At 61.7% G+C, this 15941-nt stretch carries 16 protein-coding genes; 9 read left to right on the top strand and 7 right to left on the bottom strand.

The features are described from left to right. Positions 1-55: 55 nt before the first annotated feature. Positions 56-400 carry a hypothetical protein gene (locus tag ACVWXD_RS07505; RefSeq protein WP_032889529.1) on the bottom strand — a complete coding sequence of 115 codons (345 nt, stop codon included), beginning with the start codon at positions 398-400 and terminating at the stop codon, positions 56-58. Positions 401-490: 90 nt separating this feature from the next. Here ACVWXD_RS07505 and ACVWXD_RS07500 point away from each other — a divergent pair, with 90 nt between their 5' ends. Both ACVWXD_RS07500 and ACVWXD_RS07495 read left to right on the top strand, forming a co-directional pair. Further along, positions 491-826, top strand: coding sequence for a hypothetical protein (locus ACVWXD_RS07500; RefSeq protein ID WP_032889532.1), 336 nt, complete (start codon positions 491-493; stop codon positions 824-826). Between the two features lie 208 nt (positions 827-1034). Then, complete coding sequence (locus ACVWXD_RS07495; RefSeq protein WP_181644164.1) at positions 1035-1979, top strand: aliphatic sulfonate ABC transporter substrate-binding protein; 945 nt, start codon at positions 1035-1037, stop codon at positions 1977-1979. A 352-nt stretch (positions 1980-2331) separates the two neighbouring features. Here the strand turns inward: ACVWXD_RS07495 and ACVWXD_RS07490 are convergent, their stop codons facing one another. The 3 genes from ACVWXD_RS07490 to ACVWXD_RS07480 are packed head-to-tail and all read right to left on the bottom strand — an operon-like array spanning position 2332 to position 5571. Further along, positions 2332-3807 (bottom strand): FGGY family carbohydrate kinase, encoded by a 1476-nt coding sequence (locus ACVWXD_RS07490; RefSeq protein WP_032889537.1) that lies wholly within the window; start codon positions 3805-3807, stop codon positions 2332-2334. A 5-nt stretch (positions 3808-3812) separates the two neighbouring features. Continuing rightward, the gene (locus ACVWXD_RS07485; protein WP_181644163.1) at positions 3813-4745 is read right to left on the bottom strand and encodes a transketolase family protein; all 933 of its coding nucleotides are present in this window, start codon (positions 4743-4745) and stop codon (positions 3813-3815) included. Beyond that, positions 4735-5571, bottom strand: coding sequence for a transketolase (locus tag ACVWXD_RS07480; RefSeq protein WP_260368255.1), 837 nt, complete (start codon positions 5569-5571; stop codon positions 4735-4737). The genes ACVWXD_RS07485 and ACVWXD_RS07480 overlap by 11 nt, the downstream gene beginning before the upstream one ends. 362 nt (positions 5572-5933) lie before the next feature. Here ACVWXD_RS07480 and ACVWXD_RS07475 point away from each other — a divergent pair, with 362 nt between their 5' ends. The 7 genes from ACVWXD_RS07475 to tal all read left to right on the top strand — a co-directional run bounded on the left by ACVWXD_RS07475 (position 5934) and on the right by tal (position 13128). Continuing rightward, a complete protein-coding gene (locus tag ACVWXD_RS07475) occupies positions 5934-6941 on the top strand; it encodes an ABC transporter permease (protein ID WP_050442857.1) in 1008 nt (335 codons plus the stop codon). A 50-nt stretch (positions 6942-6991) separates the two neighbouring features. Next, positions 6992-7924 carry a sugar ABC transporter substrate-binding protein gene (locus ACVWXD_RS07470; RefSeq protein WP_032889545.1) on the top strand — a complete coding sequence of 311 codons (933 nt, stop codon included), beginning with the start codon at positions 6992-6994 and terminating at the stop codon, positions 7922-7924. A 15-nt stretch (positions 7925-7939) separates the two neighbouring features. Then, on the top strand, positions 7940-9448 hold the full coding sequence (locus ACVWXD_RS07465; RefSeq protein WP_032889548.1) for a sugar ABC transporter ATP-binding protein: 1509 nt from the start codon (positions 7940-7942) through the stop codon (positions 9446-9448). A 141-nt stretch (positions 9449-9589) separates the two neighbouring features. Next, positions 9590-10369: an SDR family oxidoreductase gene (locus ACVWXD_RS07460; protein WP_260368257.1), complete on the top strand. Its 780-nt coding sequence runs from the start codon at positions 9590-9592 to the stop codon at positions 10367-10369. 11 nt (positions 10370-10380) lie between these two features. Next, positions 10381-11181, top strand: coding sequence for an SDR family oxidoreductase (locus ACVWXD_RS07455; RefSeq protein ID WP_122681258.1), 801 nt, complete (start codon positions 10381-10383; stop codon positions 11179-11181). Between the two features lie 45 nt (positions 11182-11226). Further along, positions 11227-12180, top strand: coding sequence for a sugar-binding transcriptional regulator (locus ACVWXD_RS07450; protein WP_181644162.1), 954 nt, complete (start codon positions 11227-11229; stop codon positions 12178-12180). A 24-nt stretch (positions 12181-12204) separates the two neighbouring features. Further along, on the top strand, positions 12205-13128 hold the full coding sequence (gene tal / locus ACVWXD_RS07445) for a transaldolase (protein WP_457370820.1): 924 nt from the start codon (positions 12205-12207) through the stop codon (positions 13126-13128). 39 nt (positions 13129-13167) lie between these two features. Here tal and ACVWXD_RS07440 read toward each other — a convergent pair whose 3' ends face one another. The 3 genes from ACVWXD_RS07440 to ACVWXD_RS07430 form a co-directional block, all read right to left on the bottom strand. After that, a complete protein-coding gene (locus ACVWXD_RS07440) occupies positions 13168-14352 on the bottom strand; it encodes a sugar transporter (RefSeq protein WP_032889558.1) in 1185 nt (394 codons plus the stop codon). 123 nt (positions 14353-14475) lie between these two features. Continuing rightward, positions 14476-14838, bottom strand: coding sequence for a type 1 fimbrial protein (locus tag ACVWXD_RS07435; protein ID WP_095184471.1), 363 nt, complete (start codon positions 14836-14838; stop codon positions 14476-14478). A 77-nt stretch (positions 14839-14915) separates the two neighbouring features. Next, on the bottom strand, positions 14916-15914 hold the full coding sequence (locus ACVWXD_RS07430; RefSeq protein ID WP_099602696.1) for a bile acid:sodium symporter family protein: 999 nt from the start codon (positions 15912-15914) through the stop codon (positions 14916-14918). Between the last annotated feature and the right edge of the window lie 27 nt (positions 15915-15941).

The following is a 15941-nucleotide window of genomic DNA, read 5'->3' as shown; positions in this document are numbered from 1 at the left end:
GTCTTGTCCTGTCATCTGTCTTTGAATCAGTGGAAAGCGGGGTGCGGAGGATACTTCAATGGGCGCGGAAGCCCCACACAATCTCCACAACCCGCTCGGCCACCACCAGATAAACCAGGATCAACAACAGCTGCAATGCCAAGTGATAACGCAGCTTGGCCAGCCGGCGAATGCCGTCGCTGACGTTCAACAGCATCAACACCGTGGACAGGATGATCAGCCCCCAGCCCGCCACGTTTGACGCGAACATGCCAATAAAGAGTTCACGTTGCCCGAGCAGCGTATTGGTGCCCGCCGCGAACAGCAGCGCGCACACCAGCAGGTTTTTAACATTGTCGAAGATCTGAGTGCTCAGGTCATTTTCCAGCAGGGCCACATACCGCTTCCATAACGTGTGCATGAGTCATTACCGGGTGGGGATCGCTCGTCAATCAAAGTAGTCCATATGCCCGTACACTGCACCGCTGCGCTCACTCCACGAGGACTTTGCATGAAATTAATGATTGGCCTGGCCGCTTTACTGCTGGTATCGGCATGCACCACGACCCCGCCCGCTCAGGACGCTGCAGCGTCCACCTGCCTGGCGGGCGGCGGCACCATGAAGCAAGTCGGCAAGCTGCAAAGCTGGAAGTGCATCACACCATATAAGGACGCAGGCAAGGCGTGCACCGACTCCAGTCAGTGTGAAGGCGAGTGCCAGACCAGTGTCACCACCCAGTCCGGCAACGGCCCGGTGACCGGCGCGTGCCAGGTAGATAACGGCCACTTCGGCTGCTCGGCGACGGTAGAGAAAGGCAAGCTGGGCCGGGCGATCTGCGTGGACTGAGCCACACCACCGACCCCATTCGGCGCGCGGGGGCAGCGAAACGGAGGTGTATTACTTGATGATCGAAGCCGCGCACCCGCCCATGGCCCAGCTGTTCCAGCGGGCAGGAAGCGGCTGAAAGCATCCTAAGCTCAGATCGAAAGAGTATTTATCGAATGGTTTTTAGATCATTAAGCTCAGGGCTATTTCGTTGAAGATCGAGCCCACCATGTCCCTTCGTCGTCCCCTCGCCGCTGTATTAGGATTGCTGGCCTTTTCCGTTGCCTTTAGTGCGCAAGCCCAGGAAACCGTGCGCATCGGTTACCAGAAATCCTCCACGCTGATCACCCTGCTCAAGACCCAGGGCACCCTGGAGAAAGCCCTCAAGGCCGACAACATCGATGTGAGCTGGCATGAGTTCCCCAGCGGCCTGCCGCTGCTGGAAGCGCTGAACGTCGGCAACGTCGACATCAGCGCCGACGTGGCTGACACCGTGCCGATCTTCGCCCAGGCCGCCCAGGCCAAACTCACCTACTTCGCCCAGGAAGCGCCCTCGCCTTCGGCCCAGGCCATCGTGGTGCGCAAGGACTCGCCGATCCAACAGTTGGCGGACTTGAAGGGCAAGAAAATCGCGGTGACCAAGGCTGCCGGCACTCACTATTTGTTGATCGCCGCCCTGAATAAAGCTGGCCTGGCGTTCTCGGATATCGAACCGGCTTACCTGTCGCCAGCCGATGGCCGCGCGGCGTTCGAGAACAACAAAGTCGACGCCTGGGTCACCTGGGAACCCTTCCTCACCAGCGTGCAGCGCCAACTGCCGACCCGCACCCTGGCCGATGGCGCAGGCCTCGCCAGTTACAAGCGTTACTACCTGACAGGCACGCCCTACGCCAAGGCGCACCCAGAAGTGCTGAAGGTGGTGTATGGGGAATTGGAAAAGACCGGCAAGTGGGTGAAAGCCCATCCGCAAGAAGCGGCGAAAGTGCTCGGCCCGCTGTGGGGCAACCTGGACGTGGCCACGGTGGAAGCGGCGAACGCGCACCGCAGTTATCAGGTGCAGCCGGTGACGGTGGATCAGTTGGGTGAGCAGCAGAAGATTGCCGATGCGTTCTTCAAGGCGGGGTTATTGCCCAAGGCGGTGGATGCCAAGGATGTGCAGACCTGGCGGCCTTGAAGGCTGGCGTGATCTAAATGTGGGAGGGGCGGTGCGACGATTCGACTTGCCCCCGATGACCATGGGTATCTAAACAACTTTTCAGACGCTGACAAATATCCCTGTGGCGAGCGGGCTTGTCCCGCGTTGGGCTGCAAAGCAGCCCCAGTCAAGAAGAATGCGGTGTATCAGACACTCTGTTGAGGCTGGTTTTGGGGCTGCTACGCAGCCCAACGCGGGACAAGCCCGCTCGCCACAACAGCCCTATCTGCCGGACGTTCAGTGTTGAGTCAACGTTATGTAGATCCCTATGTTCATCGGCGGCAAGTCGAATCGTCGCACCGCCCCTCCCACAGTGGGTTTGCATATGCCGTTAGAGGAGTGTTCGGGCTAAAGCCTTTTTCCACTCTGCATAACGCCCTGCCATTGCGGGGTCATCCTGCGGCTCAAACCGCTCGCGCTGGCGCTCCAACTGCCCCAGCGCCGTATCACTCGCCCACACGCCCAACGCCCGTCCCGCCAGGTGCGCTGCGCCCAGCGCCGACACCTCCGGCGACAGGCTGCGCACCACCGGGCGTTGCAGCAGGTTGGCAAGGAACTGCATCAGCCAGCGATTGCGCGTGGCGCCGCCGTCCACCCACAGTTCCTTCAAAGGACTGCCGATGTCTTGTTGCATCGCCTCAAACACATCGCGAATCTGATAGCCGATGGATTCCAGCGAGGCGCGCAGGATGTGCGCGCCGGACGTGGCTTCGGTCAACCCGCAGATCAGCCCACGGGCGTCGGCCTTCCAGTGCGGTGCGCCGAGGCCCGACAGCGCCGGGACAAAATACACACCGCCGTTATCCGGCAGTTGCGCAGCCTGTTCGGTCAAGGCATCCAGGGATTCGCCAGCCACCAGGCGCGACGCCCACTGCACGGCAGCGCCGGTATGGACGATATTGCCCTCCATGCCGAAGGTGGGTTGGCTGCCGTCATGCCAGGCCAATGTGGTGGACAAGCCATGGGTGGACGCAATCGGGCCACTCATGGGCGTCATCAAGGACGAACCGGTGCCGAGGGTGGCCTTGACCAAACCCGGCGCAAAACCGCCCTGCCCGTACAGCGCGGCATGGGAGTCGCCAATCATCGACATCACCGGGATACCGGCGGGCAAGCCGCCCACGGCGACGGTTTCGGCGAAGAACCCGGCGCTCGGCTGGATCGGCGCCAAGGCCGCAGCAGGAATGCCGAACAGTGCCAAAAGCTCAGGATCCCAGGCGCATGAGTGCAGGTTGAACAACTGGGTGCGTGCGGCATTGGAATAGTCGGTGGCGAACACCTGACCGCCGCTGAGTTGCCACAACAGCCAGCTGTCGACCGTGCCCAGGCAAATATCACCCGCAGCGGCGCGGGCGTGACCATTGTCCAGGTTGTCGAGAATCCAGCGAAATTTGCCCGCCGAGAACATCGGGTCCAACGCCAGCCCGGTCTTTTCCAGGATCAGCGCTTCATGACCCTGCGCATGCAGTTGCGTGCATAACGCCGTAGAGCGTCGGCACTGCCAACTGATGCACGGCGACAATGGCTCACCGGTATGCCTATCCCAAGCCACCACCGATTCGCGCTGGTTGCTGATCGCGAGCGCAGTGATCGGCCGATCTACCTGGGCCAGGCACTCTTCAATCGCAGCCAACGTGTTTTGCCAGATCAGCAGCGGGTCCTGCTCGGAAAACCCGGCCTGGGGATGACTGATGCTCAAGGGCCGCGAACCGCGCGCGATCACCTGGCCCAGTTCGTTGACCAGCACCGCCTTGGCGTTGCTGGTGCCTTCATCTATCGCAAGGATCAGCGGGGTGTTGTTATTCATTGATTTCACCGCAACCGAGTGGCAGCCGCCACGATCCCAGCCGCGTCGATGTTATGCAAGGCGCGGGTCGGTTCGCGGGCACCGGCGGCGGCGTACTCGCCATCGCCGATACCCAGGCGGATCAATGGAATGCCCAGCCCGGCTTCAGCCAGCACTTCAGCGACCAGGCTGCCGACGCCGCCATTAACGTTGTGTTCTTCCACGCTGATGACGGCGCGGGTGCCGCTCAAGGCGCTGAGCAATACATCACGCTGCAAGGGCCGGATCGACGACAGGTTGATCACCTGCGCCTGGATGCCCTGCTCCGCCAGCAAGGCCGCCGCATCCACCGCTTCATGCACCACCGAGCCCAGGGCCACGATGCTCACATCGGCGCCCTGGCGCAGGATGTCTACCTGACCGGGCACAAACTGATAGTCGGCGCCGTGGACGTCCGGCAAGGCTTTACCATCGAGACGGATATACACCGGGCCGTGGTAACGCAGCGCGTAATCGACGATCTGCCGGCACTCGACGGCATCCGCCGGGGCAAAAATCTGCACATTGCCGAAGCCGCGCATCACAGAAATATCGTCAAGGCTGTGGTGGGTGCTGGCCAACGGGCCATAGCTGGTACCGGCGTTCAGGCCGAACATTTTCACATTGGCCTGGTTGTAGCAGACGTCCACCTTGATCTGCTCATTGGCGCGAGAGATTAGAAACGGCGCCGCATTGCAGGTGGCTGCAATCTTACCGCCCAGCGCCAGCCCCGCCGCGACGCTGACCAAGGACTGCTCGGCAATCCCGACATTGATCAACCGCTCTGGAAAGCGCTGCATAAACGGACCGATCTTGGCCGTAGACGTGGAATCGCTGACCACTGGCACGACGTCCAACCCGGCGTCGACTGCATCAATAAAGGCCTGCACCATGACACTCGCCAAATGTTCACTCGCCATGGTTCAACTCCTCCAGTGCTGCATTGATTTCATCGCCCTTCGGCACACGGTGGTGCCATTCAGGGCGGGCTTCGATAAACGACACGCCCTTGCCTTTGATGGTGTGGGCGATCAGCACCTGGGGCGCGCCGGTTTGGGTCTGCATGGTTTCCAGGGTTTCGATCAACTGGCCCACGTCGTTGCCATCGCATTCGCTGACGGTGAAGCCGAAGGCGGCCCATTTCACGTCCAGTGGGTCGAGCGGCATGATCTCGGCGGTCAGGCCGGCCAGTTGCAGTTTGTTCTTGTCGACGATCACAAACAGGTTATCCAACCCGTACTTGGCTGCCGCCATGGCGGCTTCCCAGTTGGAGCCTTCGGCCAGTTCGCCGTCGCCGGTCAGCACGTAGATGCGTTTTTTGCTGCCGGACATCTTTGCCGCCAATGCCAGCCCCACTGCCACTGGCAAGCCGTGGCCAAGGGCGCCGGTGTTGAGTTCGATGCCGGGGGTTTTCTGGCGTACCGGATGGCCGGGCAAATGGGAATTGAAGTGCTGGTAAGTGGGCAACAATTCAGTAGGGATATAGCCCGCCTGTGCCAGGCAGCAATACAAACCACCCACGCCATGGCCCTTGCTCTGGATATAGATATCGCGATCAGGGTCTTCAGTGCGTTCCGGGCCGGTATTGAGGATGCGGAAGTACAGAGTGGCGAGGATGTCGGTTTCCGACAGGTCCGCTCCGGTGTGACCGCCCGCCGGTGAATCGGCGTTGAGGTGGATCACATGGCGGCGGATCAGGCGGGCCTGTTCCTTGATCTGGTGGGCGTCGTACTGGAAGGCATTCATGCAGCGGCTCCTGTGGGGCTGACCACGTGAGGTGAAAGTGTCCAAAGCTGTGTTTGAATATTTATTCAGCAGTGACAATATATTTCTATTTAGACGCTGATCGTCCGCGCGGTCAAGTGAGCGATCCACGGAAAAACGAAATAAATAGAAGAAACATCCCTCGGACAAACGGGCAAAATCCCACACGGGCTGGTCTATCCCGTGGCTTTGGCCGTGGTGAAAGCGCCGGTTTAGAGGCATACCTGAAAAATTAAGCGCTTGACTTTGCCACGGTGTCACTGGAATCTGAATTAACAGTCAGGCACGCATAAATATTCAAGCGACCTGAAAGCACTCCAAAAAAAATAAATCAGGAGAACACTGTGGACGCCAAAGCTATTGTCCAGCACCCGGCCGAACTCAAGCCGCCACCCCGCCCACGTATTGTGAAACTGCTGCCCAGCAACATCGGCGGCCCGTTGATCGGGCTGGTGTTGCTGGTGCTGGTCTTCTCCTTCAGTTCCGAATTCTTCTTCTCCTTGCGCAATGGCCTGAACATCCTCGATCAGGTCACGGTGCTGGGCATCCTGGCGATCGGCATGACGGCGGTGATCGTCATCGGCGGCATCGACCTGTCGGTAGGCTCGGTGCTGGCCTTCTCGATGATGATGCTCGGCTGGCTCTACCAGGATCAGGCAGTGCCGCTGGGCTTCGCGATTCCGATCTCGATTGCCACCGGGATGCTCGCCGGGCTGGTGTCCGGCGCGTTGATCACCTACGCCAAGCTGCCGCCCTTTATTGCCACGCTGACCATGATGTCGGTGGCCCGTGGCTTGGCGAATATCCTCACCGAAGGCCGGCAGATCGTCGGCTACCCGGAGTGGTTCACCAGCCTGGCCACGGTGCGGCACTTCGGCTTTCTCTCGGCAACCGTCGGGCTGTTTCTGGTGATGCTGCTGGTGGCGTGGGTGTTCCTGCGCTTTCGTGCCGGCGGCCGCAACCTCTACGCCATGGGCGGCAGCCCTGAAGTGGCGCGCCTGTCCGGCATCAAGGTGCGTGCGATTACCTTGTGGGTGTACGCCATCAGTGGTGCGCTGGCCGGCATCGCCGCCGTGACCCTGGCGGCGCGCCTCGACTCTTCCCAACCCAGTGCCGGCCTCAGCCTGGAACTGGACGCTATTGCCGCCGTGGTGATTGGCGGGGCCAGCCTCAGCGGCGGCGTCGGCAGCATCGGCGGCACCCTGGTGGGCGTGCTGATCATTGGCGTGTTGCGCAATGGCCTCAACCTGCTGGGCGTTTCCCCGTTTATTCAACAAGTGGTGATCGGCGTGGTCATCGCCCTCGCCGTAACCATCGACACCCTGCGACGCCGTTCCAGTACTGCCCGTTAAACCTGTTCGACAGTTGACACCCTCCAACAATAAAACCAGGAGTCACCGACATGTTCAGCCCCAAGAAACTGCTTATCGCCACTGCTCTGGCGGCCGCGACCCTTACCGCTGCCGGCACCACCTGGGCCAAGGACCTGACCATCGGCCTGGCCGTGGCCAACCTGCAGGCCGACTTCTTCAACCAGATCAAGCAATCGGTGGAAGCCGAGGGCAAGGCCAAGGGGATCAAGGTGATCACCGTGGACGCCCAAGGCAACTCCTCGACCCAGGTCAGCCAGATTGAAGACCTGATCACCCGCCAGATCGACGTGCTGATCTACATCCCCGCCGGTGCTACCGCCGCCGGTGTGCCCGTCAAAGCCGCCAAGGCCGCCGGTATCCCGGTGATCGCCGTGGACCGCAACGCCCCCGACGCACCAGGCGACACCTTTATCGCCAGCGACAGCGTGGCCGGCGCCAAGACCCTGGCCGAGTACGTGGGCAAGATCACCGACGGCAAAGGCCGCATTGCGATCCTGCAAGGCCAACTCGGCACCACGCCGGAGAATGATCGCGCCAAGGGTTTCGAGGAGGGCCTGAAAGCCTTCCCGGACCTCAAGGTCGTGGCCCAGCAACCCGCCGAATGGGCTCAAGACAAAGGCTTCGCCGTGGCCCAGGACCTGCTCCAGCGTGATCCGAATATCACCGTATTCTTCGGCCGCGCCGATGCCATGGCCCTGGGCGCAGCCCAAGCGGTGAAGGTCGGCAACCTGGATCACAAGGTCGTGGTCGTCGGTTTTGACGGCGACGTCGCCGGGCTCAAGGCCGTCGAAAGCGGCGTGCTCAACGCCACCATGACTCAGCAGACCCAGAAAATGGGGCGCCTGGCCGTGGCCTCGGCGATTGATCTCAAAGCCGGCAAGGCCGTGCCCAAGGAGCAACTGCTGCCCACCGTGCTGACCACCAAAGAAAACGTCGCGCCGTTCCTGCAACAGCACCCGTAAGCCTTGGAGGTCGTCATGCAAGCAGCAGCTCTGGATAGCAGCGCCGATGCGGTGCTGTGCCTGCGCAATATCAGCAAGGCCTACGGCCCGGTGCAGGTGTTGTCCCAGGTCAATGTGGATATTCGCCGCGGTGAAGTGCTGGCCCTGCTCGGTGAAAACGGTGCCGGTAAGTCGACCTTGTCGTCGATCATCGCAGGCCTCGTGCAACCCGAAGCTGGCGGCAGCATGACCTGGCTCGGCGCGCCGTATGCACCCGCCTCGCCGGGTGCGGCACTGGGCGCAGGTATCGGCCTGATCCACCAGGAAATCCGTCTGCTGCCGCAACTGTCGATCGCCGAGAACATCTTCGTCGGTCGCCTGCCCATGCGTTACGGGCGGGTCGATCGCGACTACATCGAGGCCCAGGCGCAGATCCAACTGGAACGCCTGGGGCTCAACGTGCCGGCGTCGCGCAAGGTCGAAGGCCTGAGTGTGGCGGCCCAGCAATTGGTGGAAATCGCCAAGGCGCTGACCTTGAAGGCCAGCTTGCTGATCCTCGATGAACCCACCGCTGCGCTGGGCGCTGAAGAAACCGAGTTGCTGTTCAAGCAGGTGGAACGGCTGAAAGCAGAAGGCGTGTCGTTTATCTATATCAGCCATCGCCTGGAAGAAATCGCGCGCATCGCCGACCGCGTGCTGGTGCTGCGCGACGGTCGTCAGATCGCCCTGCATGCCACCGCGCAAGTGCCGGTGCGCGAGCTGGTGGAGCAGATGGTCGGGCGCAGCCTGGAGCGGATTTTCCCCGCGCTGCAGGCGCCGCAGGAGCAGGTGATGTTGCAGGTCAAAGACCTGACCTGCCGCGAATTCGCTTTGCATGGCATCGACTTCAGCGTGCGTGCCGGCGAAGTGTTCGGCATTGCCGGCGTGGTCGGCGCCGGGCGTACGGAGCTGGTGCGCACCATTGCCGGTGCGGCCCAGGACATCAAGGGGCAGATGGTGCTGGACGGTGAGGTGCGCCAGCTGCGCAGCCCGTTTGAAGCGATTCAGGCCGGTGTAGTGCTGGTACCTGAAGACCGCAAACAGCAAGGCGTAGTCGTGGAACATCGCATCGAAGACAACCTGGTCTACGGCAACACCGACCTGCTGGACAAACGCGGTTGGGTGCTCCCTGCCCCGCTGCGTGAATTCGCCCGAACGGCGGTGGCGCGGCTCGGCGTGAAAGGTTCGCCGCAGTCGCGGATTTCCAGTTTGTCCGGCGGCAACCAGCAGAAGGTAATCATCGCCAAGTGGCTGGCACGCAACCCCAAGGTGTTCATTCTGGATGAGCCAACACGCGGCATCGACGTGGGTGCACGGGCGGCGATTTATGAAGTGATCGCGGACTTGGCGGCCAAGGGCATGGCGGTGATCGTGGTCAGTTCCGACCTGGATGAAGTGCTGGGCTTGTCCCATCGGGTGATGGTGATGAGCCGAGGCCGGCAGATGGGGATTCTGGAGCGTGGCGAGGCCACACCGGTGTCGGTGATGGAAATGGCCACCGCCTAGGAACCAGGTCCTCACAAACAATGGCGATCAAATGTGGGAGGGGGCTTGCCCCCGATGAGGGAGTGTCAGTAGAAGCATCTGTCACTGAACCACTGCTATCGGGAGCAAGCCCCCTCCCACACGGGTCCACTGTGATTTCAAATAACGGAGTTATCCATGCAGCTTTTCAGTCTTCAGGGCCAAGTGGCCTTTGTCACCGGCGCCGGCAGCGGCATCGGCCAAGCCATCGCTGTCGGGCTGGCCGAAGCCGGCGCAGATGTCGCCTGCTTTGATCTTCCGGGCAGCCCCGGCATTGCCAGCACGGTAGAACGCATCCAGGCGCTGGGCCGTCGCGCCTTGGCGTTGAGCGGCACCGTCACCGAGCGCGCCGCACTGGATGCAGCGGTCGCACGAACCGAACAGGAACTCGGCGAACTCAGCGTCGCGGTCAACTGCGCCGGCATCGCCAACGCCCAGGCCGCCGAAGACCTGGAACTGCAACGCTGGCAAACCACACTGGACATCAACCTCACCGGCATCTTCCTCAGCTGCCAGGCCCAGGCCGCCGTGATGTTGCCGCGTGGCAAAGGTGCAATCGTCAACATCGCCTCCATGTCCGGCAGCATCGTCAACCGTGGCCTGTTGCAGGCGCACTACAACACCTCCAAGGCTGGGGTGATCCACCTGAGCAAAAGCCTGGCGATGGAATGGGCCGACAAGGGCCTGCGCGTCAACTGCATCAGCCCCGGCTACACCGCCACGCCGATGAACTCGCGCCCGGAAGTCGCCGACCAGGTGAAGATCTTTGAACAGACCACGCCCATGGGCCGTATGGCCAGCGTGGAAGAAATGGTCGGCCCGGCAATTTTCCTGGTCAGCCAGGCGTCATCTTTCTGCACCGGTGTCGACCTGTTGGTCGATGGCGGCTTTGTGTGCTGGTAAGGAGTCTTGTGATGTCGCAACGTTTCAGCGGTAAAACCATCGTGATCACCGGCGCCTGCCGTGGCATTGGTGCCGGCATAGCCGAGCGCTTCGCTCAGGAAGGCGCCAACCTGGTGCTGGCCTCCAACGACCTGGAGCGCGTGACGTTCACCGCCGACCAACTGGCGCAGGAATACGGCGTGAGCGCCCTCGCCCTCGGCATCGACGTCACCAACGAAAGCGATATCGAGAAGCTCTACCGCGAAGGCCACGCCCGCTTCGGCAGCATCGACGTGTCGGTGCAGAACGCCGGCATCATCACCATCGACCACTACGACAAAATGCCCCGCGCTGATTTCGATAAGGTGCTACAGGTCAACACCACCGGCGTGTGGCTGGGGTGCAGGGAAGCGGCCAAGTACATGGTCAAGCAAGGCAGCGGGCGGTTGATCAACACCTCGTCCGGGCAAGGTCGCCAGGGTTTTATCTACACACCGCACTACGCAGCCAGCAAAATGGGCGTGATCGGCATCACCCAAAGCCTGTCCCTGGAGCTGGCGCCGCATAACATCACCGTCAACGCATTCTGCCCCGGCATCATCGAAAGCGAGATGTGGGACTACAACGACCGCGTGTGGGGCGAGATCCTCAGCACCGACGAAAAACGCTACGGCAAGGGTGAATTGATGGCCGAGTGGGTCAAGAACATCCCCCTGCGCCGTGCCGGCAAACCCTCGGATGTGGCGGGTCTGGTAGCCTTCCTGGCCTCCGACGACGCGGCGTACCTGACCGGCCAGGCGATCAATATCGACGGCGGCCTGATCATGTCGTAAGGGTTTGGTATCCTCACGGCCATTGTGTCAATAACTGAGGCTTTCATGAGCCAGATCGAAGAACAGCGCCTGATCACCAAGATCGCGAGCCTCTATTACGAAGAAGGGCTCAAGCAGTCCGAAATCTCCACGCAACTGGACCTGTCCCAGTCCTTTATCAGCCGCGCCCTGCGCCGGGCGCTGCAGGAAGGCGTAGTGAAGATCAGCGTGATGCGCCTGCAAGGCCTGCACCTGGAACTGGAAACCCAATTGCAACGTCGCTACGGCGTGCGCCGGGTGATCGTGGTGGAAGCCACCGAGGCCGGAAATGACGAAAGCATCAAGCAAGCCATCGGCTCGGCCGCTGCGCACTACCTGGAAACCAGCCTGTCGCCCCAGGACCATATCGGCATTTCATCGTGGAGCAGCACTATTCGCGCCATGGTCGGCCACCTGCATGCGCAGTCGGGCAAGCAAGGCGCCGAGGAAGTGGTGCAACTGCTCGGTGGCGTCGGCAACAAAGGCGCGTTCGAAGCCACCTTGCTGACCCAACGCCTGGCCACCCTGCTCAACTGCCCGGCGTATTTGCTGCCGTCCCAAAGCATTGAGCAATCGGTGCAGAGCAAGCAGCGCATCGTGCAGATGGAAGAGGTCAAGGAAGTGCTGCAACGCTTTGACAGCATCACCCTGGCGATCGTCGGCATCGGCGACCTGGAGCCCTCGCAATTGCTGCGCAACAGCGGCAACTACTACACCGAGGACATGCTGCGCCTGCTGGCCGAGCGCGGTGCGGTGGGCGATATCTGCCTGCGCTACTTCGATGCCCAGGGCAAGCCGGTATTGGAAGAAGATGAAGAATTCGTGGTGTCGGTGGCACTGCCCAAGCTGCGCTCAATCCACCGCGTGCTCGGCCTGGCCGGCGGGCTGAACAAGGTCCAGGCGATACGCGGCGCGCTCAAGGGCGGCTACCTGGACATCCTGATCACCGACCTGGATACCGCACAGGCCCTCAACCAATAACCTATTTTTTGGAGACAGCCGCTCATGACGTCCAAGCTCGAACAACTCAAGCAATTCACCACCGTGGTCTGCGACACCGGCGACCTGGAAGCCATCAGCCGCCTGCGCCCTGTCGACGCCACCACTAACCCGTCACTGCTGCTCAAAGCCGCTGCGATCCCGGAATACGCCGAATTGCTGCGCAATGCGGTGTCGTCATCCAAAGGCGATGTAGGCCTGGCGTGTGACCGCTTCGCGGTGTCAGTGGGCTGCGGCATTCTCAAGGTGATTCCGGGGCGCATCTCCACTGAAGTCGACGCGCGTCTGTCCTTCGATGAAGACGCGCTGTGGGCCAAGGCCAACCAATTGATCGCCCTGTACGACCAGGCCGGCGTCGGCCGCGACCGCGTGCTGATTAAACTGGCCTCCACCTGGGAAGGCATCCGCACCGCCGAACGTCTGGAAAAATCCGGCATCCAGACCAACCTCACCCTGCTGTTCTCCTTCGCCCAGGCTCAGGCCTGCGCCGACGCTGGCGTGTTCCTGATCTCGCCGTTCGTGGGCCGCATCTACGACTGGTACCGCAAGAGCACAGGCCTGGACTACACCGGGGCTGAAGACCCAGGCGTGCAGTCGGTGACGCGCATCTACAACTACTACAAAGCCAACGCCATCCCGACCGTGGTGATGGGCGCCAGCTTCCGTACCCTCAGCCAGATCGAACAACTGGCCGGCTGTGATCGCCTGACCATCAGCCCGGACTTGCTGCAAAAACTGGCTGAAGACAACGGGCCGCTGGAACGCAAGCTGCAACCTGGGGCGGCCGGTGAAGCGCGCCAACCGTTGACCGAAGCGCAGTTCCGCTGGGCGTCGAATGAAGATGCAATGGCCACCGAAAAACTGGCCGAAGGCATTCGCCAGTTTGCGCGGGATCAGGAGAAGTTGAAGGCGCTGTTGGCTGGGCTGTAACGCCGTCAACCTGCAGGAGCGAGCTGGCTCGCTCCTGCATCAGCTTTGTGCCACACCCGTGCCGAACCTGCGAATCGCCAGGCAATACCCGATCAACGCCACCGCCGCCAGCATCCCCCCCGCCACGCCAATCCAGGCGAAACCGAAGTGACTGCCGACCCAACTGCCCATCAGGGCGCCGCCGCCAATGCCGATGTTGTAGATGCCGGAGAACATCGCCATGGCTACGTCAGTGGCGTCCGGCGCCAGTACCAGCACTTTGGATTGCATGGCCAGGCCGAAGCCCATGATCGCCATGCCCCAGAAAATGCTCAGGATCACCAGGTACGACTCGGCGCCGCTCAAGGGCAGCATCAGCGTGAGGCACGCGGCCAGGATAAACACCGCGCCGACCACAAACAGGTGCGGGTTGAAGCGGTGCACCAGGCTGAACAGCAACGAGCCGATGATGCCCGCGCCGCCGAAGACCAGCAGGATCAGGGTCACGGCGCTGCCATCCATCCCGGCCACGCCTTCGACGAAGGGTTCGATGTAGCTGTAGGCGGTGAATTGCGCGGTCACCGTGAGCGCGGTGAGCACGTAAAGCGCCACCAGCGCCGGGCGCTTGAACAGCAGCGGCAGGCTGCGCAGGGAACCGGAGTTCTGGCTCGGCAACGGTGGCAACGTGCGTGCCAGCCAGAACACGAGAGCGGCGGCGAAAGCGCCGATCACCAGGAAGGTAGTGCGCCAGCCCATGGCCTCGCCGAGCAGACGCCCCAGAGGAATCCCCAACACCATCGCCAATGACGTACCGGTGGCCAGCAAACCGAGGGCTTGCACCTGTTTGCCCTCCGGCGCCAGGCGCACCGCGAGGGACGCGGTGATCGACCAGAACAACGCATGGGACAAGGCAATGCCGATCCGGCTGACCATCAGCAAGCCAAAACTGTTGGCCACGCTGGAAAGGATATGGCTGAGGATAAACATGCCGAACAGCACGATCAGCAATTTGCGCCGCTCGACGTTACGGGTCAGCAGCATCACCGGCAGTGAGGTCAGGGACACGATCCAGGCGTAGATGGTGAGCATCAGGCCGACGCTGGACACGGGCATGTCGAAGCTGGCACCAATGGCGCTCAGCAGGCCGACCGGTACGAATTCGGTGGTATTGAACACAAACGCGGCCAGCGCAAGGGCGATGACCGGTTGCCAGTTGGCTTGGGGGGTTGCGGCTGAAATGCTCATTGAAAGGCGAGGTACTCTGGCGATGATCAAACGGCCACCCAGGACAAGCGCCGCCGCTTGGCATTCTATAGGTTTCTCGGCTGGCTGTTGACGCCGATACCCCTCAAGACACCCTCAGTTTTGTCACGGTGTGGTCACAGTGACGACGTACTTGCCCGACACAATCGGCTGGCCGGCGCTGTCTACCAGCACATACCGCTGATCGTGATCACGCCCAAGGCCGCTGTCTGCAACAGGCGATAGCCGGGGAACGGCGACACCCGCCACCGGCATCAAACTGCGCACGTCGAAGCGATTGGCACGACCGGAAGCGACACAGCCCTTGCCTTCCGTCACCAGCCCACTGCGCGCATTTGTCGCACACCCTGGCTCGACGATGCTGCCACTGAACGCGATGGTGCCCTGCCCCACGGACTGCGCCGCGCCGCATGTACTTGCCCATAGGCCGAGGAGGCCTGCGATTACCGAAATACCTTTACTGCTCATGCCGACACTCCTTCTTGGGCCAGTAAGCAGTAAGTCGCCGGGCTGAGCAGTAACTTGAGGTTATTCGTCGGTTTGAATCAAGGATCTACCTGCGCCATCAACTCCGGAACGCTTTCAGGACGCTTGGCATACCGCTGCGCTAACGCCGCGCAGACCATCAACTGGATCTGGTGAAACAGCATCAACGGCAAAATCAACACCCCCATGCTCGCCCCGGCAAACAGCACTTGTGCCATGGGTACGCCGGTGGCCAGGCTCTTCTTCGAACCGCAGAACAAAATGGTGATCCGGTCTTCCTGATTGAAGCCAAACGCCTTGCCCAGCACGCTCGACGCCACCAGCACCAAGGCCAGCAACACGCAGCAGGCCACCACCAGACCGCCCAGTTCCCACAGTGGGATCTGATGCCAGATGCCTTCGTTGACCGCTTCGCTGAATGCGCCGTAGACCACCAGCAGGATCGAGCCTTGGTCGACGAATTTGAGCCAGGCCTTATTGCGGCCCACCCACTCGCCGATCCAGCGCCGCGCGATTTGCCCGGCGATAAAAGGCAGCAGCAGTTGCACGCTGATTTTCAGGATGGCATCGACCGTGGAGCTGCCTTCGCCGTGCACGTTGAGCAATAACGTCACCAGCAGCGGCGTAAGGAAGATACCGAACAGGCTCGACGCCGCCGCGCTGCAAATCGCCGCCGGTATATTGCCCCGCGCCAGCGAAGTGAACGCAATCGCCGATTGCACGGTGGCCGGCAAGGCGCAGAGGTAAAGCATGCCCATGTACAGGTCTTTGCCGATCAGCGGCGACAGCACCGGCTTGAGCGCCAGGCCCAACAAGGGGAACAGCACGAAGGTCAGGCTGAACACCAGCAAGTGCAGGCGCCAGTGGCCAGCCCCGGCAACGATGGCCTGGCGCGACAGCTTGGCGCCATGCAGGAAGAACAGCAGCGCGATGGCCAGGTTGGTGACCCAACCGAAGGCTACGGCGGTCTGGCCGCTGGCGGGCAGCAAGGAAGCGAGGATCACCGTGGCGATCAGGGTCAGAGTGAAGTTGTCGGGCAGAAAACGAGGGCGTGTCATAAGCGGATCTTCCAGGGGTTGCCAAGA

The sequence above is a fragment of the Pseudomonas sp. TE3911 genome, from assembly GCF_054062775.1.
The sequence above is the reverse complement of the archived record's forward strand: the minus strand, read 5'-3'. Positions and strand labels throughout refer to the sequence as shown.

What these genes read in the sequence shown, in the direction of transcription:
- ACVWXD_RS07505 (WP_032889529.1), bottom strand. Translation starts at nt 400, where the DNA reads ATGCACACGTTATGGAAGCGGTATGTGGCCCTGCTGGAAAATGACCTG.
- ACVWXD_RS07500 (WP_032889532.1), top strand. Translation starts at nt 491, where the DNA reads ATGAAATTAATGATTGGCCTGGCCGCTTTACTGCTGGTATCGGCATGC.
- ACVWXD_RS07495 (WP_181644164.1), top strand. Translation starts at nt 1,035, where the DNA reads ATGTCCCTTCGTCGTCCCCTCGCCGCTGTATTAGGATTGCTGGCCTTT.
- ACVWXD_RS07490 (WP_032889537.1), bottom strand. Translation starts at nt 3,807, where the DNA reads ATGAATAACAACACCCCGCTGATCCTTGCGATAGATGAAGGCACCAGC.
- ACVWXD_RS07485 (WP_181644163.1), bottom strand. Translation starts at nt 4,745, where the DNA reads ATGGCGAGTGAACATTTGGCGAGTGTCATGGTGCAGGCCTTTATTGAT.
- ACVWXD_RS07480 (WP_260368255.1), bottom strand. Translation starts at nt 5,571, where the DNA reads ATGAATGCCTTCCAGTACGACGCCCACCAGATCAAGGAACAGGCCCGC.
- ACVWXD_RS07470 (WP_032889545.1), top strand. Translation starts at nt 6,992, where the DNA reads ATGTTCAGCCCCAAGAAACTGCTTATCGCCACTGCTCTGGCGGCCGCG.
- ACVWXD_RS07465 (WP_032889548.1), top strand. Translation starts at nt 7,940, where the DNA reads ATGCAAGCAGCAGCTCTGGATAGCAGCGCCGATGCGGTGCTGTGCCTG.
- ACVWXD_RS07455 (WP_122681258.1), top strand. Translation starts at nt 10,381, where the DNA reads ATGTCGCAACGTTTCAGCGGTAAAACCATCGTGATCACCGGCGCCTGC.
- ACVWXD_RS07450 (WP_181644162.1), top strand. Translation starts at nt 11,227, where the DNA reads ATGAGCCAGATCGAAGAACAGCGCCTGATCACCAAGATCGCGAGCCTC.
- tal (WP_457370820.1), top strand. Translation starts at nt 12,205, where the DNA reads ATGACGTCCAAGCTCGAACAACTCAAGCAATTCACCACCGTGGTCTGC.
- ACVWXD_RS07440 (WP_032889558.1), bottom strand. Translation starts at nt 14,352, where the DNA reads ATGAGCATTTCAGCCGCAACCCCCCAAGCCAACTGGCAACCGGTCATC.
- ACVWXD_RS07435 (WP_095184471.1), bottom strand. Translation starts at nt 14,838, where the DNA reads ATGAGCAGTAAAGGTATTTCGGTAATCGCAGGCCTCCTCGGCCTATGG.
- ACVWXD_RS07430 (WP_099602696.1), bottom strand. Translation starts at nt 15,914, where the DNA reads ATGACACGCCCTCGTTTTCTGCCCGACAACTTCACTCTGACCCTGATC.